This is a genomic window from Desemzia sp. FAM 23988, assembly GCF_045528365.1.
Lineage (GTDB): Bacteria > Bacillota > Bacilli > Lactobacillales > Carnobacteriaceae > Desemzia.
Genome location: NZ_JBGQQS010000025.1, coordinates 1 through 23,165 on the forward strand (window position 1 = coordinate 1; position 23,165 = coordinate 23,165).

Here is a 23,165-nt window from a genome sequence, read left to right on the forward strand (position 1 = left end):
CAGTGATTTGAGACATAACACGATCATTTGAAACAAGTTGATAATAATAGTCAAAATCATCTTCCTTAAACTTCAATAGATTTAATTTCATTAGGACCTCCAATTGAATTCAATAGTTACTCATTTAGTTATTGTTATTATATCTCAGAAGTAAGTAATTAATACTCTATATTTTACACATACGATACATGAAATTGTATAAAATCATGTATCGAGAATTCTATGCGAATGGGGTTCTTTTTTGTTAGGAGTATTCAATACATGATTTCGTGTCATAGCATTCGAAATTATGCATGCATTTTGAGGTTTTATAAAAAACTCACTACAAACAAAAAAAGCGAGAGGCCAGGGTATATGATTCCAAAATCAATTTTTGGAACACCACCCCTAGCTCTCGCTTTTTCTTATCCCAATACAAACAATCACATCTTCAGCGACCCCGTCATCCCTTTCACAAACCCTTTTTGCATAAACAAGAATAAGATCAAGGTCGGTATGGTGGCGATGACGATGGCGATCATTTGCATACCGTTATTAGCTATGTAAGAAGCGGAAGACAGGCTAGAAATCAGCAATGTCATGGTGTACTTGTTTTCTGTTTGCAAGAAAATCAAGGGCAACAAGTAACTGTTCCAAGAATTCATAAACGCATAAATAGCGGCCGCAGCGTAAGTAGATTTCATCATGGGAAAAACGATTCGGAAGAAAATCGCATAATTGCCGGCACCTTCTATTTTACTGGCATCGATGATTTCATTTGGAAAAGATTTGAAGCTTTGCCTGAAAAAGAAAATCAGGAATAGATTATTGACCGCCGGAAGAATGATGGCCAAATGTTGGTTGACCAATTGCAAGCCGGCCATGATCTTGAACAGCGGAATAACGAGCGCTGCCAGTGGAATCATCATAAACAGTAAGATGACGGTGTAGATCCATTCACTTGTTTTAGTTTTAAACTTTTCAAAGCCAAAAGCTGCCAGCGAGGTGACCAATAAACTGAAAATAACGGTAATGCCCGAGATCTTCAGCGAGTTCCACATAATCAGCGGAATGTTGTATGCACCCAGTAATCCTTGCAAATTGACCCACAGTTGGTTCCCAAGAGTCAGTTTTCCTTCTGCGATTTGATTGGTCGTATTGGTAGCACCTGCAATCATCCAATAAAAAGGAAAAATCGAAATAAAGGAACTGATGATCAGAAAGGCATATTTCAATACACTGGTTAATTTTTTCATCTTTCCTCCTCCCCTTTCATTGGCAAATGTTAGTCTCGGTTAGATATTTTCAATTGAATAATCGACAAGACAGCGATGATCACTACCAGTGCCCAAGATAATGTAGCTGAATAACCAAAGTTGGACGTATAAATAAAGGAATGGTTGTAGATCAATTGCGCTGCAGTCAGTGTCTCATTCGATGGACCGCCGCCAGTTAAGTTGACAACTTCATCAAATAATTGAATGGTCCCGATTGTTGAAGTAATAGTGGTAAAAACGATCACTGGCTTCAATTGCGGGATAACGACTTGAAAAAATTTCTGGAAGCCGTTGGCGCCATCAATATCAGCAGCCTCCAAGGTGTCATCTGATATATTTTGCAGACCTGCCAGATAAAAAATCATATTGTATCCCGTCCACCGCCAACAAAGTGCAATAATGACGGTCACTTTTGCCCAGAAAGGACTGTTTAACCAATCGATGGGGTTTTGAACGATCCCGATACCCAATAAAGCGTTGTTGACGATCCCTCCGATTTGAAACATCATCTTAAACAATACTGCATAAGAAACCAGAGATGTCACGCAGGGCAAGAACAGAGCTAATTTGAAAAAAGTACGGCCCTTTAGGTTGGGTGTGTTCAACAGGAAAGCCATCAATAAGCCTAAAATTACCATAATAGGCACCTGGAAAATCAAGAAAGTAAAATTATTCATCAAGGCTTTTAAAAAAATATCGTCTTGAAACATCCGCAGATAATTCCCAAATCCTACAAATACCGACTGCAGACCTTGCATACTGTGCAGTGACAGGTACAGGGAATAAAAAATAGGATAAAGAAGGAAGATGCTGCTTAATACGACTGCAAAAACGATAAATTTCCAGACATCTTGTTTTTGACGGCGAACGTGTTTTTCTTTCGGATGAGCCTTCATCTTCATCTCTCCTTTCACCCTATCCAGTAGTTTTAATTATTCTCCAACTTGCATCGTGTAGTTTTCTTCCGCTTTTTCCAACATCTCGTCTAGTGTCAAGTTGCCGTCAAAGTAGTCCTGCAGTACAGAACGCAAAGCATCTACAGCAGCCTGAGTGTTGTTTCCATAATCCACTCCCGGAATCTCAGCCATCCAGTCCGAGAAGTCTTTGTAGATTGGAGCGTCATTGAAGAACGGGTCTTCGAATTGGTAAGCTTCTCCACTCTGTGATGGCAAATAAGTTCCTACGGCGCCGTTTTCAACTAAAATATCTTGATAGAATTCATCATTCCCGGCAAATTGTGTCTTCATAAAATCGATGGCCAGATCTTTATTTGGCGAGTCTTCTAAAATGACCCAGCTGGCTCCTCCTAAGTTCGAATAAGGAGTGGCGTTATCGACTGTTTCCAGTTGCGGCACGTTTGTATATGCCCATTTGCCCGCTTGGTCTTCTGCTGAACGAATCGTAGCTGAGAACCAGATCGCTGAATTGACAGCTGCCACCTCTCCGCTCGTAACAGCTCCAATACCTTCAGGAGCAAAATAATCTACCGGTTTGGCCAGTTCGTTTTCTTCGATGGCTTTCAAAATTTCCGCCATTTCACGTACAGCAGGATTGTCTTTCAAGTAAATCTCTCCATTTTCATCAAAGTACCATAAACCTGCAGATTGCATGGCCATTTGAATGTAATGAGTTCCTCTGTTTGGAATAAATGCCACGAACCATTTGCCGGTTGCTTCTTTGACATCCTTCCCAATCTCCACAAATTCAGACCACGTCAAATCCTGCATAGCTTCCGGTGTATATCCCGCTTCTTCCAAGTAATCTGTGCGGTAATACAAACCAGCTGAACCAGAATCGAACGGAATAGCCTAAACACCATCATCTTTCGTAGCATTTTCTACTTTGTATTCGGCAAATTGTGAAAAGTCAATCTCGCTAGACAATTCAGCAAATTTACCCTCGTAATTCGTAATGTAGTTTTGTACGTCGTAATCATCCATCAGCATAATATCGGGCAATCCTTCAGATACTCCTGAAGTAAATCCTGAAACCAATTTTTGTTTGGTATCTTCGTTAGACATCTCGACAACATTGACGGTCACATCTTCATGGCCGGCTTGTTTGTAATATTCAGCTGCTTTCTCTGCGATAGGAATATTGAAGTTTGTATCCCAAGCCCATACAGTGATGGTATTGTCGTCTCCACTAGCAAAATCTTCAGGGTTGGCTTCTGGCCCGCCCGTACATGCTGCTAATAAAGATGCGCTAAACAATCCAAAAAAAAGTACCCCTAATTTCTTTTTCATCATCTTACCCTCCTATAAAATTATTCTTGTTGATTTGATACACTTAGAAATATGAGTTAGTTTGGTTGCTGCTTGATCGAAGATGTATTTTTAGAAGAAAAAAACTCTTCCCAACCTTTTTATCGGCTTGCAAAAGAGCGGAATTGTATACGTTATCATTTGTTAAGCTTATTATATAGTGACGCTTAGATAAAACCAAATGATTCGTCTCTGGCAGTTGGTACAAGGTAGTGACAGGCCCGTTACTTGCGATAAAAAAAACAGCTGCTCACGAAGAAGCAGCTGGTTTTAGTTGCATTTCAATGTGTCAAAGCAAACCCAATGCGTCCAATCCTTTGTAAATCCCGTCATTCCAAACAGTGTCGGTGACCAAATCAGCTAAATTCTTCAACTCTACTCTGCCATTCCCCATGGCTACCCCGATTCCGGCGTATTGGATCATTTCCATATCGTTCAATCCATCTCCAAAAGCAACGGTATCTTCAAGAGTGCCTTCAATATGCTCCAACAATTTTTGAATACCGACTGCTTTTGAGCCGCCTTTGCTGATGACGTCGACAGAATAAGGATTCGATCGCGTAAAGGTGTACTCTGGAAACTCTTTGGCATAAAAAGCGTCATCGGATTCCGGGGCATTCAAAATGCACTGGTAAATCGGGCGATCTTCATAATCCGTTGGTTGAATCGGCTTGGCAGAAAAACGGCGATTGACCAGTCTTAAAGCACTTTTTGGAGCCATCTTCGAAAAAAAGGGTCGCAGCCACTTTACGAAACCTCTATTGGCCAACAGAATCATTGAATTCCCGGTGATCTTTTCGCTTCCGCAAAAAGCTATGCCTTGTTTACGCTTTTGAGCGGTTTTCATTAGCCGCGCAATCGACTCTTGAGGCAGCGGATTTTGATAAATCGCTTCTCCTTCATATACCACATATTGCCCATTCATCGCGATAAATGTACAAATTTCTAATTCATTCGCCACTTCTTGCATCAAGGTGAGCGGTCTTCCCGTAGAAATGGCCGGGACAATGCCGTTTTGTTTTAATTTCCGGATCGCCGCTTTGGTAGAAGCTGGAATCGAATTGTTGTGTGTCACTAAAGTTCCGTCAATATCAAAGAAAATCATTTTTGGCATACTTTTCTCCTGTAACTCGTTCTCTTAATTTATGAAAACAGTTTCGTTTAGCTTATTTTAGCTTTCAAATCAACTTTAAGCAAGCTGTTATCTGCAAAAATCCATATTGTTTTGAATACGCATACAAGTCTGCTAAAATTTATTTAACAAGTTTGTTTCAACTTTTACACCACGCACTTTCTCTACTCAGTCTAGCTTCTGATTATCCAACATTTAGTCAGAAAGGAGCTTTATCAAACACCAGTGAGATACAGATTATTTCTTGTCTAAGAGTTCATTTGGACAGTTTTACATAATCAAAGGGGGGAATTTCATCATGAAAAAAACTATCAAACTATCTTTAGCACTTTTAAGCACAGCTGCCGTTCTTGCCGCTTGTGGCGGAGGTTCAGGTGATAACGCAGGCAGTGATTCTGAGGCAGTAGTCGTGGAATTCTTCAGCCAAAAGCCGGAGATTACCACTCAATTAGAAGCCTTAGCAGCTAGTTATACAGAACAAAATCCTGATGTTCGCGTCAACATTACAACAGTAGGAAGCGGAGAAGGTTCTGCAGCTCTGCAAGCGAAATTTTCTTCTGGAGATGAGCCGGCTTTAATGATGTTAGGCGGTTTGCCGGAAGTAGAACGTTATAGCGATTCATTGCTGGATGTGACGGAATTGGAAATGAGCGATACAGTGATCGAAGGCATGCTGGAAGGTGGAACGATTGACGGGGTGCCTTTAGGAATCCCGATGAATATCGAAGGATTCGGCTGGATGTACAACAAAGAAATCTTCGAACAAGCGGGTGTCGACCCTGAAGGTATTCAAAGCTATGATGATTTTGTAACCGCTGTAGAAACTTTGGACAGTCAAAAAGAAGAGTTGGGTATTGATGCAGTGTTTGCCTTCAGCGGCGCTGAAAATTATATCGCCAACCAATTCTCAGCCAACTTTACTTCGCCTGAATTCAACAACAGTATTTTGGAAAGCTACAGTGCGACTGAATTAAATTGGGAATATGGCGATCAAATGCAAAAATACACTGACTTGTTCAATCAGTACAATGTACAGCCTATTTTAACGATTGATTACAGTCGTTCTGTGGAAGAACTGTTTATCAACGATGCAGTTGCTATGGTGCACCAGGGAAACTGGATCGTCCCTACTTTGAATGGTATTGATCCTGAATTCGCCGCCAATAAAATGGGCATTTTGCCTGTATTTGGCGAAAACGATACCACCGGTAAAATCATCGCCGGAGCTCCTTGGTACATTGGAATCAACAAGAATCTAGACGAAGCTGTTGTGGAAGAAGCAAAAGCATTCTTAGACTGGATGTACACTTCTGAAGAAGGCCAAACAGCAGTCTTGGAAGAATTTGAATTCGTGCCGGCACAGGAAGGTTACGATGTGGAAGCTATCAGCGACCCGGTTTCTCAACAAATCTATCAAGCATTACTGGATGGCGAGACTGGCGCGATGACGCACAAACAATATCCAGATGGTTGGTTCCAACAAGTATTGTTCCCAGAATATCAAAAATATTTGAACGGCGACATCAGCTGGGATGAATTTGAAACCAATACTTCTAATCGATTTGCAGAAATGCGCTAGACATTGCAACCGAGGAATAGAAGAACTTTTCTTCTATTTCTCTTTCTTTTTCGCAATAACTTATCCTAAAGGTAAAAGGGGCGAACAACAGAATGAAACGAAAAAATGAAAAGTATTTTTATTGGGCATTTCTATTCCCAAGCATATTAGCAGTATCTTTAGTCATCTTCATCCCTCTACTTTATGGGATTTATACTTCCTTTACGGATTCTGACGGATACACGATGAACTTTATCGGTCTAGAAAATTACACCCGCTTATTGAATGACAACCAATTTTTAAGCAGCGTTTGGTTTACGGTCAAGTTTGCGGTCGTTTCTGTTATTGGCGTTAATGTCATTGGGTTGAGTATGGCTCTTTTAGTGACGCAGCGGACAGGAAAAATCAGCAACTTGTTTCGAACGATCTTTTTCATGCCCAATTTAGTCGGGGGGATCATTCTTGGATTTATCTGGCAATTTATTTTTGTCAAAGCCTTCGAAGGCATCGCCCAATTGACCGGCATTAGTTTTTTCAGCAGTTGGCTGGCAGATACAACGACTGGATTTTGGGGACTCGTTATCGTGTTCTTATGGCAAATGAGCGGCTATATCATGATCATTTACATTTCATTTTTAAACAGCATTCCGGGCGACATCAATGAAGCGGCCTCCATTGACGGTGCAAGCACTTGGCAGACATTCTGGCGAATCAAACTACCGATGCTGGCTCCCGCTTTTACGATCAGCTTGTTTTTAACTTTGGCAAATGCGTTCAAAGTCTACGATCAAAACTTGGCTTTGACGAATGGTGCTCCCTTTGGTTCTACCGAGATGGTAGCTATGAATATCTACAACACGGCTTTCTTCCAGTACCAGCAAGGATATGCCCAAGCTAAAGGGATCGTCTACTTGTTATTGGTAGCGGCCATTTCGTTAACGCAAGTTTATTACACACGAAAGAGAGAAATTGACCTATGAAAACAGAAAAAATGCATAAATGGCTGGTCATTATTCTAGGTACAGTAGTTTCTCTGACGTGGATTTACCCTTTCGTATTGATTTTCATCAACTCCTTTAAAACCCGAAGAGAAATTTTTACCAACACCTTATTTTGGCCAGAACTATTGACCACAGAAAATTACCCTAGAGCGTATGAAAGTTTAGATTATACGCGCAGTTTTATGAATTCATTGATGATCACCGTAGCTAGTATCATCGTGGTCGTCTTGTTCTCTTCGATGGCAGCTTATGCCTTATCTCGCTATCCAGGAAAAATGAGTTCCGTGATTTATTTTATTTGTGCGATTACAATGCTGATCCCTTTTCAGTCGTTGATGATTCCTTTGGTGAGTTTATTTGGACGATTTGATATGCTGAATCGCGTGGGACTGACTTTTATGAACTTAGGTTTCGGTTCCAGTATGTCTATCTTCTTATATTTTGGAGCTTTACGGTCAGTGCCGCAATCCTTGGACGAAGCAGCCATTTTAGACGGTGCCAATCCTTTTCAAATCTTTTGGCGCGTGGTATTCCCGCTACTGAAACCAACGACAGTGACGGTTATTATCTTGAATTCCATTCGCATTTGGAATGATTACTTGCTCCCTTCACTGGTCATCAATAAAGACGGCATGTACACCATTCCCTTGCAAATGTACTACTTCTTTGGACAGTACACGATTCAATGGGAATTAGCCTTAGCTGGTTTGGTACTGGCGATCATTCCTATCATACTGCTGTATATGTTCCTGCAAAAATACATTATCCAAGGGATTACAGAAGGCGCTACAAAATAAAATGATGAAAAGGCTTTGAGAATGTTTTGTTCTCAGAGCCTTTTTCAGTGGATCTTCATCTTCTAGCGTTGGTAAAGAAATTTTTTCCAGCCTACGGTGTAGCTCGTGGAGAACCATGGGAACGCCTTGAGCCGAAAACCGCGTCTCAAGGCTTGCAAGCGTCAAATTTAGCGTAACGGCTAAAGCCTAACGCTAAGTAATTCCCATTGCATCCTCTTTCATGGTTATAAGCAACCCCATATTCCTCCAAAAATTTCTAGGAATGAGACTTTTTAAACGTTTACAATTAAATTTTTTTCCGCTTACCAACGTCAAATGATGTAGAACTTTTTCAGTTAAAAAATGGTTTTTTGTCCTCCATAAATGGAATGATTTCCATTGAACACATAGGAAATACTAACGGTGATCAGAAAGTACGGAAGGTAATCAAATCCAAAAACTTCTGCACCGATCAAAGCTGGTGCAATGAGGGTGTTTGTAGCAGAAGAAAACACACTTGCATACCCTAAAGCAGCCGCGAATTCTATCGGCAAGCCGAATAACGGCGCCAGCCAAACTCCTAAACTAGCTCCAATAGAAAAGAGTGGCGTAACCTCTCCTCCTTGAAACCCTGCCGCTAAAGTTAGAATGGTCAATAGAAATTTGATGATCCAATCATAGCTGTAGATACTGCCTCCATCAAAACTGGCGGCGATCAGATTTGTTCCCAAACCTGAATATCTTTCCAGATGGAGAATGAAGAGCAGCACACTGAGCAGCAGACCTATGAAGAAAATCCGTTTGCTCAAGTCCGGTATTTTCTTTCCAATATATTGCTTCGCATAGCCCAGCAAGTAGGCAAACAAACCGCCGACTACGCCAAATAAAATCCCTAAAAGAATCATTTTTAAAATCGTTTGACCGTCCATACTCACAGAGGATTCTAAGTGGACTGAAAATTTCTCCAGCCCTAAAAAATGCGAGACAGAACTGGCTACCAAAGCAGCAATTAAAGCAGGAAATAATGCTAAATACTCTAGTTTTCCTACTACCAATACCTCTAAGGCAAAAAATGTAGCTGCAAATGGCGTTTCAAACAAACCGCCGAATCCGGCTGCCATTCCTGTGATCAACATTATTTTTGAGGCATTTTTATAGGGTATGTTGCGACCGATTGCATGCGAAAAGGTCGCTCCAATTTGGACTGCCACTCCTTCGCGACCGGCACTCCCGCCAAATAAATGGGTGATCCAAGTGCCGATGATGGTCAACGGAATCATACGCTTCGGGATTTCCCGCAACTCTTCATTTCCAGCTGCAAAAACCAAACTCATACCTTTCTGGGTATTCTTTCCGATTTTTTTGTACATAGATACAATAAATAAACCTGCTAAAGGCAGGAATGGAATCAGGTACACAAAGTGGCTGTCCCGAAAGGCACTGATCATAAGCAATACTCTCCCAAATAAGGTATCTAATATGCCCACTACTAGGCCAATAAAGATGGCCAGAATCGCATAAAGTCCAATTTCTTTATATTCCGATAGATATTTGTTCATTTTCTATTCCTTTCAAAACAACGGCTATTTTTATTGCTTACCTCTTGCATCCCGCAAAAAAAGCTGAAGACAGACTGCGGCCTATGCGCAGAAGTCATCAGCTTTATCAAGCGGTTTAAGCAGTTTGCTTAGGGAGACATTCATTCCCCAAAAGATAACATTAGAATACTATAGATTTCTTTGGTAAACAAGTTAAAAAATTCATCAAAGACTTTGAGAAGATAAAAACAGTTTTTTTCTGAATCAGATACATTCGCACTACTTGAGCTAATTGCATGCAGATGTATTTACAACAGCATTACAAAAGAGTATAATAAAAATAAACAAGGGGGGTGATTCTAGTGGCAACTAAAGCAAAAAAAGCTGTTGTTCAAGTTCGAATCGATGAAGACATTAAGAGTCAAGCAGTAGACGTTTTGAACAACATTGGAATGGATACCAGTACAGCCATTAACGTCTTCTTTAGACAAGTTATTGCAGACAATGGACTTCCGTTTCAACCCACTCGACCTAAATTTAATCATGAGACATTTGCAGCAATTAAGGAATCCGATGAAATGATTAAAAATGGAACGGGCAAACGCTATTCTTCTATTGATGATCTTTTTGAGGATAGTTTAGGAAAATAGCCGCTATGTTGGAAATGATACAAACGACAAAGTTCAAAAAAGATATGAAACGTTTAAAAAAGATATGAAACGTTTAAAAAAACGGAATTATAAGTTGGAAAAACTTAAAACGGTCATACAAATGATCATTGAAGAAGTGCCTTTATCAGAAGAAGAGTATCGTTCCCATCTCTTAGAACCAACAAAAGATTATCTCGATTGCTGGGAATGTCATATTGCTGGACGCAATAGTGACTGGCTATTGATTTATAAGTTTTATCCTTCTCAACATCTTGTATCTTTTATCCGAACTGGAACACACTCGGACCTTTTTTAATTTCTATAAACCTATTAAAATAAAGCGGAGAGAAAAAACAACTTCTCTCTCCGCTTTATTTTTGAATCAAATATCTCTAGAAGTTCTTCCTAAACACAAATAAGCACTGATTATTACAGCAATTCCTTCGCCAACAAGCGATACGTATCCAATCGTTTCTCTTGTGAGTGAGGGATACTGCAAATCATGGCTTCATCAAAACCATAGCGTTCTTGTTGCTGCATCAGATTTGCTGCCACTTCTTTAGCCGAACCTACGATGTGCTGAGTCCGGTTATCTAACATATTCAGACGATCTACTTCACTCAAAGGGTAATTTTGCGCTTCTTCTGGTGTTAAAATCAGCCCCATTTTTCCTTGAGACATCCACAAGCGAACCAGATCCTGCGGCAATGCTTCATATTCCGCTTCTTCCGTAGTTTCGGCAGCGGTAACCATATATGCTACATTGATTTCGGATTTTTCCATGAAAGCACTAGGTTCGAAATTGCGTCGATACTGATCTAACACAGCTTTTTCCATCACTCCTGTAAAGAACTGTGCATAAGAATAACCGATCCCTTTCCGGCCGGCTTGCACAGCGCTGCTTCCACTAGAACCCAACAACCAAGCTTCAGGCAGTACAATACCGCTAGGAGCAGCGATTGTTTTGTTGTACAGATTATCTGCAGGCTTTAGATCATTTATTAATTCCAGCGCCACATCTAATTTTTCATACATATTATCCAACTGAGGTCGATTTCCTTGCGCCAACGCAAACATGGATGCGTGATCTCCACCTGGAGCACGCCCTACACCAAAATCGATCCGTCCTGGAGCAAATGCACTCAACGTTTTGAAGACTTCTGCCATTTTCAAGGGTGAATAATGCATCATCATTGTCCCGCCTGTACCTAGGCGAATATTTTTAGTTTTGGCCGCTAAATAAGCTAGCGTAATCTCGGGTGCCGAGCTGGCGTAGTTTTCAGTCCCATGGTGCTCCGCCATCCACATCCGTGTGTACCCCAATTCATCAGCTAATACAGCCAGTTCTTCTGCTTTTAACAGCGCGTCTGCTGCTGTGTTTCCTTGAGTCACCGGAGCTTGATCTAAAACACTTAATTTCATAAAAATCCCCTTCCTTACTAAAAATCAGTCTTTTAACTATCTTAGCACTAACTCGTCGGGAATTCCTTTCAAAATTCTCATTATTGAATAAACTTCTTGAAAAAAGTGTCTGCTTCAGATGCCTAGCAAGCTTCGGCAATTGATTTTGCTTTTCTTAAGTTCAATAGGCTTCCTTACTATCCTGCACTCTTTGTGTAAGACAATCTTTCAAAAATACTTTATACTAGACATAAATAGAATGAGGAGGCAACAACATGGATTTATATGGAGCAACCGTTGGATCGATCCAAGAAAATTGCTATTTTCTAGTGGGCGACAACAATCGAGAGACGCTTATTTTCGATCCGGGTGCAGAACCTGAAACACTTAAAAATATCGTGAAAGAACACGATTTGAACCCGATCGCGATTGTTTTGACTCATGCGCATTACGATCATATCGGAGCATTAAATGACATCAGAGATACTTATGACATACCAGTGTATCAACACATTATCGAAAAGGAATGGTTAGTAGACCCCGCACAAAACGGCTCAGGACGCCATCCAGAAATCGAAGACGTGATCTCTACCAAACCAGCTGATGTTCATTTGGAAGAAATGGGCAATTATTCTATCGGCGAATTCACCTTTGAAATGCAGCACGTTCCAGGGCACTCGCCTGGAAGCACTATTTTCATTTTCAAAGATCACGGGTTTGCGATTGTCGGAGATGTTATTTTCAAAGGCAGTGTAGGCCGGACTGATTTTCCATATGGAAGTCATGAAACCTTGATAGACGGTATTCGCAAATACATCATGCCGCTCCCAGGCGATACTGTTTTGTTCCCGGGACATGGCGACGCGACAACTGTTCAAGAAGAAATTGACACCAACCCATTCTTGAATGGTGCAACCCGCTAACTAAAACAACTGGGACAAACCTCCTAGTAACTGAAATATACTAAAACAAAAGGACTCTCAAACACACACTCCCAAAACTATGAACTATTTTGTTCGATAGTTTTGGGAGTGTGTGTTTCTATCTATATTAAATTAAAGTAAGGGGGATTACTTTTTTGGCAACTCTGCTTTTACTCGATTCGTCTCGTGCTTACTAAGGGGGAGCCTATTACTTTACTTGTGGGTCTTAAAATCATCGTGGTAAGTCAGGTAACTCTTCCTTTCTTGACTTGTGGAGCTGAAAATCTGAGGCGTAAGGCAGGTTTATCTCTTATAGCTGACTTGTGAGCACCAGAATGTTCCCCACAAGTCAGCTAAAGGCCGTTTATCTCAGTGTTATTACCTGTGCTGACCTAAAATCTTTTCAATGAGAAGAGAGCTGGAACAATAATCCACCTTTGAATGGTTCTATAAAAAAGAATGTTCCTTTTCTCCCTTAAGAAAGGAGAAAAGGAACATTCTTTTTTTATTTAGTCTAGGAAAAATAAGTTATTGTCCCAGCTTCTTTCCTACGTTTAGTTAAAATAAATCCAATCAATGGTCAACAAATTATCTTTAAATGACTCATTCATTTCAGGTGCATCAATAATTTTTCCGTCATACAATACTTTTCCTGTATTAAAGTCTGCAGCTACGATTGCAATGTCTTGTCCTGAATTTTCTTTTACGGCACTGACATAATAAATGACGTTTTCATCAATGTAAGTTGAAAAGGCTTCTTCTTCATAGTATGTCTGTGAAGTAAAATTCGTCATCACTTCACTTGGCAGACTAACAAACTGTGTTTCTGCAACCTCATTTGCTTCAATATCAAATCGACTGACCTCAAACCCATTTTCCACAGCATTCGTGTAATAGATAGATGATTCATGAACCGTCATGGCTGGATATAAAGGTAATTCTTTCAATTCATTTGGAACTGTTAGCTCTTTCAAATTACCAGATGCTGTATCGTAGGCCGATAGCAGTATCTCATCAGTATCTACATCCTGCTCATCTTTTAGGCTGCTTTCATAGATCATGTAACGTTCTTCTTTTGAATCGTGTGGCCCAGTAAGTGTATTTAGTAAAATAGAAGAATAATCTGCTCCCGTTTCGCCTGCTGCCGGCTGGATAATTTGATCTTCTATCACTGTTCCAGTTGCTAAATCTACTCGATAAACGTGCAGCTCCGCATATTGCTGATCATCAAAGTAATTCACAGTAAAAACCATTACTTCTTCGCCGCTTTTTTGAACGTTTTCAATGTAAATGTCATCATATTTTTCATACTCAGGAATATCGACAATCATTTGAGTTTCATCATTAGTTTTTTTATCCAACAAAGCGATTTCCATTTGCTCGTAAGGTAGATTGTAATCTTCCGTATAGGTATCTACAAAAACAATACTGGCTTCATCTTCATAATACAAATTAGCGCTCACGCTTTTATCACGCAGAAAACTAGGATGTTCGTGGTACATAGTTTGTATTTCTGGACTGTAAGTATAAATATAATCCAATTGCTCATTAAATGAAAAGTCTTCTGAAGCTTTTGTACCTTCTGTACTGATCTGTACAAAATCCCAGTACATATTTTCCTCGTTATTGACATCTCCTGATAAAATCATATCCTTAATATAGGTTGCATCTCCTGAACGAGTTTCAATCGTATATTCAGGTGACGTTGTATTTGCTAAAGCTTTTTGTACATAAAAACTACTGATAGTGATTACGCTAAAAAGTACTAAAGCAATTACTTTCCAATATTTCTTCATTCTTTTTCTCCTCCCTTTCTTGACGCAGACCCGTTAGACGGTAATCCGTTTGTTTAATAAATGATGGCTGATCCAAACAGAAACTGCTCCGATCACAAAAGTCAATGCTAATGAAATCCAGAATATTTCACTTGTGAAAAATAATTGGCGATTAAAGATTGCTTGCAGCCAGTAAGGAGAAAATAGACATACGAGTGTTAATACACTATAGACTCCAGCTAATAGTAACCCTTTGAATTTAAAACTGCGTTCTAATAAAATCAACGTAAATAGCACCAAAATCGCTATAAAACCTCTACTGTAATTAGCTACTGCTGCAATAAAAGAAGCTGGATACAAAAGGAGTAATTGATTAGATCCTTGAATTATTTGGCTTATGGTCGATGTCTTAATATACACTGCAGGAATCAACATAGAGAAAAGTTGTCTTTCTACAACCAATAAGACCAACTGTAATGCGACTAACCCCAACACCATTATGAAGATAGCTGCCGCTTTAGAAAAGTATACGTTCAATCTTTCTGTTGGCAACATCAATAAACGGTAAATAAACGTATTTTTTCCTAACCAATCCCGGTACCAAATGAACAAACTATAAATAATCAAAGTGACAACACATAACGCAATAGGCGCCCAAAACCATAAACTGCTAGTGAAACGGTCCATTCCCATTCGACCAATCTCAAGAATAACAGCACTTTCTTTTATTATTCCCATTTTTATTTGTTCATTAACTTGATAAATATAGTCATTTGCTGTTACAAATACTCCAACGATTTGCAAGATGATCGTTAAAATCCCTAAAGCAGCATAAATCGGAAAGAATCGATTCAGTTCAAAGTTGACTAATTTAATAAAATTTTTCATGGTTGGTACACCTCTCTCATCACATCTACGACTGATTTCCCGTTTTCTTCGCGCATTTCTTCTGCGTTGAATTCAGTCAATACTTTTCCATTTTCTATCAACACCGCTTTATCGATTAAATGTTCAATATCGCTGATCTCGTGAGTCGTGATCAAGACTCCTCGATTTTCTACCAAATGACTGGTAAACACGGCAGCGATTTGTTCACGACTGAAAATATCAATTCCAGAAAATGGTTCATCCATCAATAAGTAATCTACATCTAACGCTAGTCCTAGCAGCATATTTACTTTTGCTGTGTTCCCTTTTGATAACGTCGAAATTTTATCTTGCGAGCTTAATTTGAAAAAGTTCAATATCTCCGTTGCTCTGTCTTGGTTCCATGTAGTATAGAAATCGTTCATAAAGTCCATCGCTTGTTGAATCGTCATAGATGGCATCATCGTGATCGCATCAGGAATAAACGCTATTTTTTCATAAGACTCTTTCGTCAACGTCTTTCCGCCAATCAAGATTTCCCCATTTTTGATCGGCGTCAAATTCATAATGGCGTTCAAGATGGTTGTTTTACCAGATCCATTGATTCCGATCAAACAAGTGATTTCACCTTTATTTGCGGTAAACGACATCCCGTTCAATACTTTTTTACGCCCAAATCGTTTCTCTACTTGTTTTACTTCGATCATGCTGTTTCGCCTCCATCTTGTTCATCTTCCAAAAGAAATTGTTCTTTTATTTTGTGTTGGACTTCCTCCAAAGAAACACCGATCGGCTTCACTGCTGCGATAAAGGTTTCCACAGCTTCCAACATCAATTCGTGACGGACTTGAGTCAATACATTCGTATCTTCCGTTATTTTGCTGGGCATATTTCCTTCTGTATACAACAACTTTTCTTCCTCCATTCGTTTGTACGCTCGTTGAACTGTGTTGGGATTGATGCCTAAAGTTCCTGCTAACTCTCTTCTTGACGGCATTTCTTCCCCGGGCTGCAGCTCTCCCGCAGCGATTTTTTCTTTAAAATGACGCACGACTTGCAAATAAACCGGCTCTCTTTGATTAAATAGCTCTGGCACGATCAATACACCTGCTTTCTTTTCTGTACTAAGGGGTTAATACACTATGCGCAAATTGATGTATTAATCCATTAATACAGTTGCTTTGTGTGTATTATATGGTTAATACACTAAACTGTCAACAACTTTCTTTTTTCCTTGATTGACATTCTGCCATTAATTTCCTATACTGAATTTAAATCTTATAACCTTTGCATAGAAAGAGCACAGTAGAGTATTGTCACTGTTTAAAGAAAGCCGATGGGTGCTGGAAATCGGCACAAACAATACGTCGAATTACACTCTGGAGCAACTTGATTAACCTCAAGCGCGATACTGGCGATATTAGTACTGAAGAGGCAACGAACTCAGTTCAACTGACGTTTGCTTGCAAATTGGGTGGTACCACGGAAAATACATTCGTCCCGATGAAAAGACTTGTTCTTTTCATCGGGTTTTTTTATACAAAAAAATAGAAAAGGGGTAAAAAACATGAATATTATTGATGAATTAGAATGGCGCGGAGCCATCAACCAACAAACGGATGAGGCTGGTTTACGTGAACTAGTTTCAGAGAAGGAAATCGGGGTCTACTGCGGAATCGACCCTACAGGCAGTATGCACATCGGTCATTTGATTCCTTTTATGGTTCTAAGACGTTTTCAATTAGCTGGTCATAAACCCGTTATCTTAATTGGCGGTGCAACAGGCTCTATCGGAGATCCTAGCGGAAAATCCGAAGAACGTGTGCTGCAAACGGCTGAACAAGTGCAAGCCAACGTCGAAAAATTAACAGAGCAAATGGAGAAACTATTTGATGCTGGTAAAGACGAAAAATCGATTCGTTTAGTCAACAACCTAGATTGGACTGGCGAGCTGACTTTATTAGACTTCTTGCGCAATGTCGGAAAAAGTTTCAACGTGAATACGATGTTATCTAAAGATATCGTTGCCAGCCGTTTGGAAACTGGAATCTCATTTACTGAATTTACTTACCAAATCTTGCAATCCATCGATTTCTTGCATTTATACCGCAATGAAGATGTTCAATTACAAGTTGGAGGCGCAGACCAATGGGGAAATATTACTGCTGGTTTGGAATTCATCCGCAAACAAGAAAGCGCTGAAGCTAAAGCATTCGGCTTAACGATTCCACTACTGTTAAAAGCTGACGGTACTAAATTCGGGAAAACAGCCGGCGGAGCAGTTTGGCTGGATGCAGAAAAAACAACGCCTTACGAGTTCTACCAATTCTGGTTAAACCAAGACGACCGTGATGTAGTTCGTTACTTGAAATACTTTACTTTCTTGAGCCAAGAAGAAATCGATGCGTTAGCCGAGAAAGTTGAAGCCGAACCGCACAAACGCGAAGCTCAAAAAACTTTGGCTCGCGAAATGACATTATTTGTTCACGGTGAAGAAGCCTTAGCAGATGCTGAAAAAATCACTGCCGCTTTGTTCTCTGGAGAAGTCAAAGACTTGACCGCTAAACAAATCGAAGAAGGCTTCAAAAACATGCCGACTTTTGAAGCACCAAAAGAAGAACGCAATATCGTGGAATGGTTAGTAGACGTTGTAGGCATCGAGCCGTCTAGACGCCAAGCGCGAGAAGACATCACTAATGGAGCGATCTCGATCAATGGTGAAAAAGAAACGGATGTAGAGGCAGTCATCAAACCAGAAAATTCCTTCGAAGAACGTTTCATCCTAGTCCGTAAAGGCAAGAAAAAATACTTTTTAGTGAAACTCGTTTAGAGAGCGGAGAAAAGCGCTCAGCTTATAGGTGTATAGGATACTTTTCGCAGCTCGTTTTAAAAGCAAAGAGCGGAGAAAAGCGTTTTGACTCTCGTAGAGTTCGATTTTCACCTTTCTAACCTCATATTTAGTACAAGGAGATGTCACCACATGATTAATATCCAAATCGCTCAACCTTCTGATGCACACACGTTGGCAGTTTTGGCGCGTGAGATCTGGGAAGAACACTACACCGCCATTCTTGGCGAGCAACAAGTGCAATATATGTTGGAAACCATTCAGTCGCAAGCAGCCATTGAAAAAGACCTTCAAGACGGCAAGATTTATTGGCTGGTTCAAGTAGATGGCCAAGATGCTGGATATGTCAGTTATGAACTTCAAGAAAGCCAGCTTTTCTTGAGCAAATTGTATCTTACTGAAGCTGCTCGCGGCCAAGGTGTAGCACGCTTCTTATTTGAAGAACTGAAGAAAATTGCATTTGAAAAAAATAAAGAGTCTATTGGTCTGACCGTCAATAAATACAACGCACCTACTATAGCGGTGTATAAAAAGTTGGGCTTCAAAAAAGTCTGCGAACAAGTAGCGGATATCGGCAATGGTTTTGCGATGGACGATTACGTTTTGAGTTATACAATCTAAAACAACTTTGTTTATATAGTGGCTATCTATGCTGGAAAAAGGCTAGATAGCCACTTTTTTCAACTCGTTTTTCTAAGCTTGAGTTCTTTTCTCAACGCGGCAATGCTAAACTGAACAAGAAGAATTTTTAGGGAAGAGGGATGTTGTGAGTATTATCAATCGTGAACAAGACGGATTATTTTACGCAGAGCAAGTACGAAATAAAACTGTCACGCCAAAAGAACTGGTAGAACAAGCTTTTCAAATGATTGAAAAAGAAAATCCGCAGTTAAACGCGGTGATTCATACACGAAAGGAACAAGCTTTGAAAGAAGCCGAAGAACGAGATTTTAGCGGCAAGCCTTATGGCGGTGTACCTATTTTGGTCAAGGGGTTAGGTCAAGCTCTAGCTGGTGAACCAAGCACGTCTGGAGCTCATTTGTTTAAAGATTCGGTAGCTGTTCAAACGAGTCACTTTACTCAAGCCTTGATCGATGCTGGTTTTATTGTAATCGGGCAGACCAATGTACCAGAATTCGGTTTTAAGAACATTACCGAACCCGAATTGTACGGACCTTCTCGTAATCCCTGGAATCCAGATTATTCTCCAGGCGGTTCCAGCGGCGGTGCGGCAGCAAGTGTGGCTTCAGGTATGGTGTCTGTGGCGGGTGCCAGTGATGGCGGCGGTTCGATTCGGATTCCCGCTTCTTTTACCGGCTTAGTCGGTCTGAAACCAACTCGCGGTCGCACTCCACTTGGGCCAGGTTCTGGCAGAAATTGGCAAGGTGCTTCGATCAGCTTCGCGTTGACCAAATCCATTCGGGATACAGCGGCCATGATGGATGTGTTGCAAACTGTCCAACCAGCGGCTGCCTTCCAGACACCTTTATTTACAGAAGGCTATTTGAATGCCTTAGAAAAACCGACTCCTAAATTCAACATTGCTTACTCATTAGAATCCCCTATTTTGTCTGAAGTTAGTGAGGAAGCTAAAAAAGCTGTTCTGAAGACGGTCGACTGGTTGAAAGCTCAAGGACACACTGTGGTAGAAAAAACGCCGCCGATTGATGGAGTTGATTTGATGAAGAGTTACTACGTCATGAATTCTGGCGAAACAACTGCAATGATGGAATCCATCGAAATCACTCTACAGCGCAAATTGACCATTGATGATATGGAATTGGTGACGTGGGTATTGTACAACGCTGGAAAAACCATTTCTGCGGCTGCTTACTCTAAAACATTGAATACTTGGGATCGAGCTGCGGAAGTGATGGCAGAATTTAATCAAGAATTTGATTTATTCCTAACTCCCGCAACTGCCGACAGCGCGCCTAAAGTAGGTACGCAATGGCAAGACGAAGACATGCTGAAACGAATGAGAAATATTGCTGAAGTAAGTTCTGAAGAACAACAACAAGTGGTGTGGGACATGTTCGATAAAAGCTTGCCTATTACACCATTTGGCATGCAAGCCAATTTAAGCGGACAGCCTTCGATCAGTTTGCCGGTGCTTTTAACTACAGAAGGATTGCCGCTTGGGGTTCAATTCACGGCTCCTAAAGGGAAAGAAGACTGGTTGTTAGCCATTGGACGCGACATGGAAGCAGATGGACAGTTTATCTAGGCAGTATTCTATTGTTTTTATTTTAAGTGTTTTATTATTGTCTGAACACAAATAAAAAACTGTGAAAGTGAAACTTTTCTTTCATAGTTTTTTTGTTTATAGCAGTACTATTTGTTTAGATATGCCACCAAGCATCATTGAAATAAAAAATATTTTTAAAGTCGAGGTTACTTATTATTACAAGAGTCTGATTATTAAAGAGAGTAGATTATGCAAAATAGCTATAATTACCTAGTCAATTTTCCCATGAACCTATTTTTTATCCATTCCAACCCCATTCTTTTGAACACAATCTTAACCATACCTTCTTCATCTTGAGTTTCATACACTATTCCTACATCATTGTTTTTTAATAACGTCATACAAGAATAAGAGAACGCACCTGGTTCAATCATTTTTTTGTACGCCCAAGCTTTTCCGCTATCTTCACTAAGTTGGATAGTTCCTTTTTTTCTTTCCGTTTTACTGTGGGCTCCTAGAAATAGAATAGAAGTCGTTTCTTTTTCAGAATTAGGAATAGTTAAGACACTTGTTTGGCAAACAGGATTGATTAAATCTTCTACAAATTCGAGTTGTCCCCATGTTTCTCCGCCATTTTCACTTACTGCTCTCGCAATCGTTCCATTTCCAAAATGATTTCGAACGTAACACTCAACAGTCCCGTCATCATGTTCAATAACTTGTGATTCTGTTAGTTCGTAAGTCTCTTCTGTTAATGTTTTTGCAGACAAAATCTTTCCATCAACCTCTCTCCCATCATTCGGAGTAGAGCCACGTTTCCAATTGATTCCATGATCATCACTGTAGGCAACTGCATTGGACATTCTCCCGGATTCATTCGAAAAATAGATAGGGAAAACAAGTCTTCCTTTATAAATCCCATTCTTAATTTGAATACCCCTTCCAGGTCCAGTGCCTATAAAACGCATCCAATCTTCTTTTACATGGGGATTCACTTCTATTGGCTTAGACCATGTCTTTCCATCATCTTCACTTTTAACCAACTGCAAAAATGAAGTTGAAGCTTCAACCAATAAATGCTTATTGCTTTCATCAATTTTTTCAAAAATGTGTCCTGTTTTTCGTCCATTAATGAACACACTTCCATCACCATCAACAGTATACCGGCTTAATTCTCTTTTTGTATTTCTGACTTCTCCATTTTCTTCCAACTCATAAGGCTGTTTTTTATTGTCATATAGCTGACGCTGACCAGCTAAATCAAAACCTACACTTGGTTCACTATTCCATAACCCAATGCCTCCAGGAGTATGGCAATACATTAACCAAATTGTCCCGGTTTCTTCATCTTGCAAAAGAGAAGAATCAACCGCTGCAGCACTATCTAATTTTTCATCTGGAAAAGCAACTACTGTCTGAATTGGAGACCAAGTGTTTCCGTTGTCTTCACTTCTTCTAATACAAATATTGATTTTATTTGGATTATCTTGTTGGTTGTATAAACGAGCATCAATTCCAGCTATAACGGTCCCTTTTTGTGTGGTAATGAGTGATGGAATACGATATCCTTTTGAGTCATTCATACCTGAATAAAATAAAGTTTGTTCTTGGATTAAAGAAGTCAATTTATGACGACATCCCTTCTAATCAGTTTTCGTTTTATTTTTATTGAAGCATTTCTTGTAACGTTAATTCATATATTTTGATATTTCGTTTTAAATCATCTATATACATGTACTCGTCACTGTTATGTGCTATTCCAATTTGCCCAGGAAAAGATGGTCCAAAGGCTATAATATTCGGCATAAAACGTGCATAGGTTGCCCCAGTCGTAACGATTGGAGTACCATCTAGACCAGTTACTTCCTCATAAGTACGCTTCATTATTTCTAACATTGGATGAGTACGATCCAATATTTTAGGAGGCATTGAACGGATAACTTCAACTGTTGTGTTCTTAAAATTACTTTCCTTTATTAAAGACAAAACCTGTGCTTCTGTATAATCCACTGAATAGCGAAAAGAAACTTCAACTATCACTTGTTCCTCTTTTATCTCTATCTTATAAGGGGTAATTTGAATAGCCATATCTGATATGTTCAAATCATTCATTGAAGTCAATCCTTCTCCGTAATGCTTATCATGAAAAGTAGTTGAAGCCCAATTAAAGAAAGCCTGCAGTTCGAAGGATAGTGTCGAATGATCTTTTAAATTCTCAACGGCCATTGTAATGGCATTTTCTCCTAATTGCGGCTCATTACTAGGAGCCCGCTTTCCATAAAAGGTTTTTTCAGTTCCATTTCCAAAAATAAATACCGCCTCATCAGGAACTGAACTTGAAATAAAATCTCCACGAATGGCTGTTAATCCATCTAAATCACCTTTTAAAAAGGACGTCTTATAACGAATACCGACAACTCCCTTTTCTGCATAGACAGCAGGAAATTGGCTATCTGGTGTAAATCCGTATACTGGCGGCTGCTCTTTAGCTAAGTAAAAAGGCAAATCTTTCGACCCTGTTTCTTCGTTTGTTCCGAACATAACCCGCAAATTTTTCTTAAACGTTTGCCCTGAATCTTTCAATAACTTAGCAGCAAACAAAACAGCCATCGTTGGTCCTTTATTGTCTAACACACCACGCCCATAAACTATGCCATTTTCAATAGTGGTCTCAAAAGAAGGATACGACCAGCCAGTTCCAGCAGGCACAACATCTACATGTCCAAGAGCTCCTACATAGTCATTTGTCGTGGAATCATTGATCCATTCAGCGTAACCAACAGCGTTATCTATCGAAACGGTTTGAAACCCCCAATCTTCAGCAATGGATAGAGCTTGTTCTAAAGCTTGTTTCGGTCCATTTCCAAACGGAGCTTCAGGAGTTGCATTCCCTTCAACACTTTCTATACGAACCATCTTTTGTAACGCATTTAGATAGTCTTCAATCTGTTCATCAATAGCTCCTGGTATCCATTTTTCCACATTTCG

21 protein-coding genes, 1 pseudogene and 1 riboswitch are annotated in these 23,165 nt (G+C 39.9%); of the genes and pseudogenes, 9 read left to right on the plus strand and 13 right to left on the minus strand.

Going from position 1 to position 23,165, the window contains the following annotated elements; all coding sequences use genetic code 11:
* Positions 1 to 422 precede the first annotated feature (422 nt).
* The 5 genes from ACEN4L_RS11440 to ACEN4L_RS11460 all read right to left on the minus strand — a co-directional run bounded on the left by ACEN4L_RS11440 (position 423) and on the right by ACEN4L_RS11460 (position 4,634).
* A complete protein-coding gene (locus tag ACEN4L_RS11440; RefSeq protein ID WP_407097416.1) occupies positions 423 to 1,235 on the minus strand; it encodes a carbohydrate ABC transporter permease in 813 nt (270 codons plus the stop codon).
* A gap of 29 nt (positions 1,236 to 1,264) precedes the next feature.
* The gene (locus ACEN4L_RS11445) at positions 1,265 to 2,152 is read right to left on the minus strand and encodes a carbohydrate ABC transporter permease (protein ID WP_407097417.1); all 888 of its coding nucleotides are present in this window, start codon (positions 2,150 to 2,152) and stop codon (positions 1,265 to 1,267) included.
* A gap of 36 nt (positions 2,153 to 2,188) precedes the next feature.
* On the minus strand, positions 2,189 to 3,061 hold the full coding sequence (locus ACEN4L_RS11450) for an extracellular solute-binding protein (protein ID WP_407097445.1): 873 nt from the start codon (positions 3,059 to 3,061) through the stop codon (positions 2,189 to 2,191).
* Between the two features lie 3 nt (positions 3,062 to 3,064).
* Positions 3,065 to 3,502, minus strand: a complete 438-nt coding sequence (locus ACEN4L_RS11455; RefSeq protein ID WP_407097418.1) for a hypothetical protein — start codon at positions 3,500 to 3,502, stop codon at positions 3,065 to 3,067.
* Positions 3,503 to 3,809: 307 nt separating this feature from the next.
* A complete protein-coding gene (locus tag ACEN4L_RS11460; RefSeq protein ID WP_407097419.1) occupies positions 3,810 to 4,634 on the minus strand; it encodes a Cof-type HAD-IIB family hydrolase in 825 nt (274 codons plus the stop codon).
* 316 nt (positions 4,635 to 4,950) lie between these two features.
* On the opposite strand from ACEN4L_RS11460, the gene ACEN4L_RS11465 reads away from it, so the two are divergent.
* The 3 genes from ACEN4L_RS11465 to ACEN4L_RS11475 all read left to right on the plus strand — a co-directional run bounded on the left by ACEN4L_RS11465 (position 4,951) and on the right by ACEN4L_RS11475 (position 8,008).
* The gene (locus ACEN4L_RS11465) at positions 4,951 to 6,231 is read left to right on the plus strand and encodes an extracellular solute-binding protein (protein ID WP_407097420.1); all 1,281 of its coding nucleotides are present in this window, start codon (positions 4,951 to 4,953) and stop codon (positions 6,229 to 6,231) included.
* A 92-nt stretch (positions 6,232 to 6,323) separates the two neighbouring features.
* Positions 6,324 to 7,190: a carbohydrate ABC transporter permease gene (locus ACEN4L_RS11470; protein WP_407097421.1), complete on the plus strand. Its 867-nt coding sequence runs from the start codon at positions 6,324 to 6,326 to the stop codon at positions 7,188 to 7,190.
* Positions 7,187 to 8,008 carry a carbohydrate ABC transporter permease gene (locus ACEN4L_RS11475; protein WP_407097422.1) on the plus strand — a complete coding sequence of 274 codons (822 nt, stop codon included), beginning with the start codon at positions 7,187 to 7,189 and terminating at the stop codon, positions 8,006 to 8,008. The genes ACEN4L_RS11470 and ACEN4L_RS11475 overlap by 4 nt, the downstream gene beginning before the upstream one ends.
* A gap of 335 nt (positions 8,009 to 8,343) precedes the next feature.
* Here ACEN4L_RS11475 and ACEN4L_RS11480 read toward each other — a convergent pair whose 3' ends face one another.
* Positions 8,344 to 9,546 carry a chloride channel protein gene (locus ACEN4L_RS11480; RefSeq protein WP_407097423.1) on the minus strand — a complete coding sequence of 401 codons (1,203 nt, stop codon included), beginning with the start codon at positions 9,544 to 9,546 and terminating at the stop codon, positions 8,344 to 8,346.
* 81 nt (positions 9,547 to 9,627) lie between these two features.
* Positions 9,628 to 9,703, minus strand: a riboswitch (Fluoride riboswitch).
* A 184-nt stretch (positions 9,704 to 9,887) separates the two neighbouring features.
* Here ACEN4L_RS11480 and ACEN4L_RS11485 point away from each other — a divergent pair.
* Positions 9,888 to 10,175 (plus strand): type II toxin-antitoxin system RelB/DinJ family antitoxin, encoded by a 288-nt coding sequence (locus ACEN4L_RS11485; protein WP_407097424.1) that lies wholly within the window; start codon positions 9,888 to 9,890, stop codon positions 10,173 to 10,175.
* 52 nt (positions 10,176 to 10,227) lie between these two features.
* A pseudogene (locus ACEN4L_RS11490) lies at positions 10,228 to 10,491 on the plus strand (type II toxin-antitoxin system YafQ family toxin); the annotation flags it as partial.
* A 113-nt stretch (positions 10,492 to 10,604) separates the two neighbouring features.
* Here the strand turns inward: ACEN4L_RS11490 and ACEN4L_RS11495 are convergent.
* Positions 10,605 to 11,597, minus strand: coding sequence for an MsnO8 family LLM class oxidoreductase (locus tag ACEN4L_RS11495; protein WP_407097425.1), 993 nt, complete (start codon positions 11,595 to 11,597; stop codon positions 10,605 to 10,607).
* A 254-nt stretch (positions 11,598 to 11,851) separates the two neighbouring features.
* Between ACEN4L_RS11495 and ACEN4L_RS11500 the strand changes: the two genes are divergently transcribed.
* Entirely contained in the window at positions 11,852 to 12,499 is a 648-nt protein-coding gene (locus ACEN4L_RS11500; RefSeq protein ID WP_407097426.1) for an MBL fold metallo-hydrolase, read from the plus strand.
* Positions 12,500 to 13,053: 554 nt separating this feature from the next.
* Here the strand turns inward: ACEN4L_RS11500 and ACEN4L_RS11505 are convergent.
* Genes ACEN4L_RS11505 through ACEN4L_RS11520 form a run of 4 tightly spaced genes read right to left on the minus strand, consistent with a single transcriptional unit; the run spans position 13,054 to position 16,237 of the window.
* Positions 13,054 to 14,295 (minus strand): hypothetical protein, encoded by a 1,242-nt coding sequence (locus ACEN4L_RS11505; RefSeq protein ID WP_407097427.1) that lies wholly within the window; start codon positions 14,293 to 14,295, stop codon positions 13,054 to 13,056.
* A gap of 33 nt (positions 14,296 to 14,328) precedes the next feature.
* Entirely contained in the window at positions 14,329 to 15,162 is an 834-nt protein-coding gene (locus ACEN4L_RS11510; RefSeq protein WP_407097428.1) for a hypothetical protein, read from the minus strand.
* Positions 15,159 to 15,848, minus strand: coding sequence for an ABC transporter ATP-binding protein (locus ACEN4L_RS11515; RefSeq protein ID WP_407097429.1), 690 nt, complete (start codon positions 15,846 to 15,848; stop codon positions 15,159 to 15,161). The genes ACEN4L_RS11510 and ACEN4L_RS11515 overlap by 4 nt, the downstream gene beginning before the upstream one ends.
* Positions 15,845 to 16,237, minus strand: coding sequence for a GntR family transcriptional regulator (locus ACEN4L_RS11520; protein ID WP_407097430.1), 393 nt, complete (start codon positions 16,235 to 16,237; stop codon positions 15,845 to 15,847). The genes ACEN4L_RS11515 and ACEN4L_RS11520 overlap by 4 nt, the downstream gene beginning before the upstream one ends.
* Positions 16,238 to 16,708: 471 nt before the next feature.
* On the opposite strand from ACEN4L_RS11520, the gene tyrS reads away from it, so the two are divergent.
* The 3 genes from tyrS to ACEN4L_RS11535 all read left to right on the plus strand — a co-directional run bounded on the left by tyrS (position 16,709) and on the right by ACEN4L_RS11535 (position 20,216).
* On the plus strand, positions 16,709 to 17,971 hold the full coding sequence (tyrS, locus tag ACEN4L_RS11525) for a tyrosine--tRNA ligase (RefSeq protein WP_407097431.1): 1,263 nt from the start codon (positions 16,709 to 16,711) through the stop codon (positions 17,969 to 17,971).
* A 150-nt stretch (positions 17,972 to 18,121) separates the two neighbouring features.
* Positions 18,122 to 18,610 (plus strand): GNAT family N-acetyltransferase, encoded by a 489-nt coding sequence (locus ACEN4L_RS11530; RefSeq protein WP_407097432.1) that lies wholly within the window; start codon positions 18,122 to 18,124, stop codon positions 18,608 to 18,610.
* 145 nt (positions 18,611 to 18,755) lie between these two features.
* Positions 18,756 to 20,216: an amidase gene (locus ACEN4L_RS11535; protein ID WP_407097433.1), complete on the plus strand. Its 1,461-nt coding sequence runs from the start codon at positions 18,756 to 18,758 to the stop codon at positions 20,214 to 20,216.
* A gap of 227 nt (positions 20,217 to 20,443) precedes the next feature.
* Here ACEN4L_RS11535 and ACEN4L_RS11540 read toward each other — a convergent pair whose 3' ends face one another.
* Together ACEN4L_RS11540 and ACEN4L_RS11545 are read right to left on the minus strand one after the other, a co-directional pair.
* Positions 20,444 to 21,802 (minus strand): exo-alpha-sialidase, encoded by a 1,359-nt coding sequence (locus ACEN4L_RS11540; protein ID WP_407097434.1) that lies wholly within the window; start codon positions 21,800 to 21,802, stop codon positions 20,444 to 20,446.
* Between the two features lie 40 nt (positions 21,803 to 21,842).
* Positions 21,843 to 23,159 (minus strand): Sapep family Mn(2+)-dependent dipeptidase, encoded by a 1,317-nt coding sequence (locus ACEN4L_RS11545; RefSeq protein WP_407097435.1) that lies wholly within the window; start codon positions 23,157 to 23,159, stop codon positions 21,843 to 21,845.
* Positions 23,160 to 23,165: the final 6 nt, after the last annotated feature.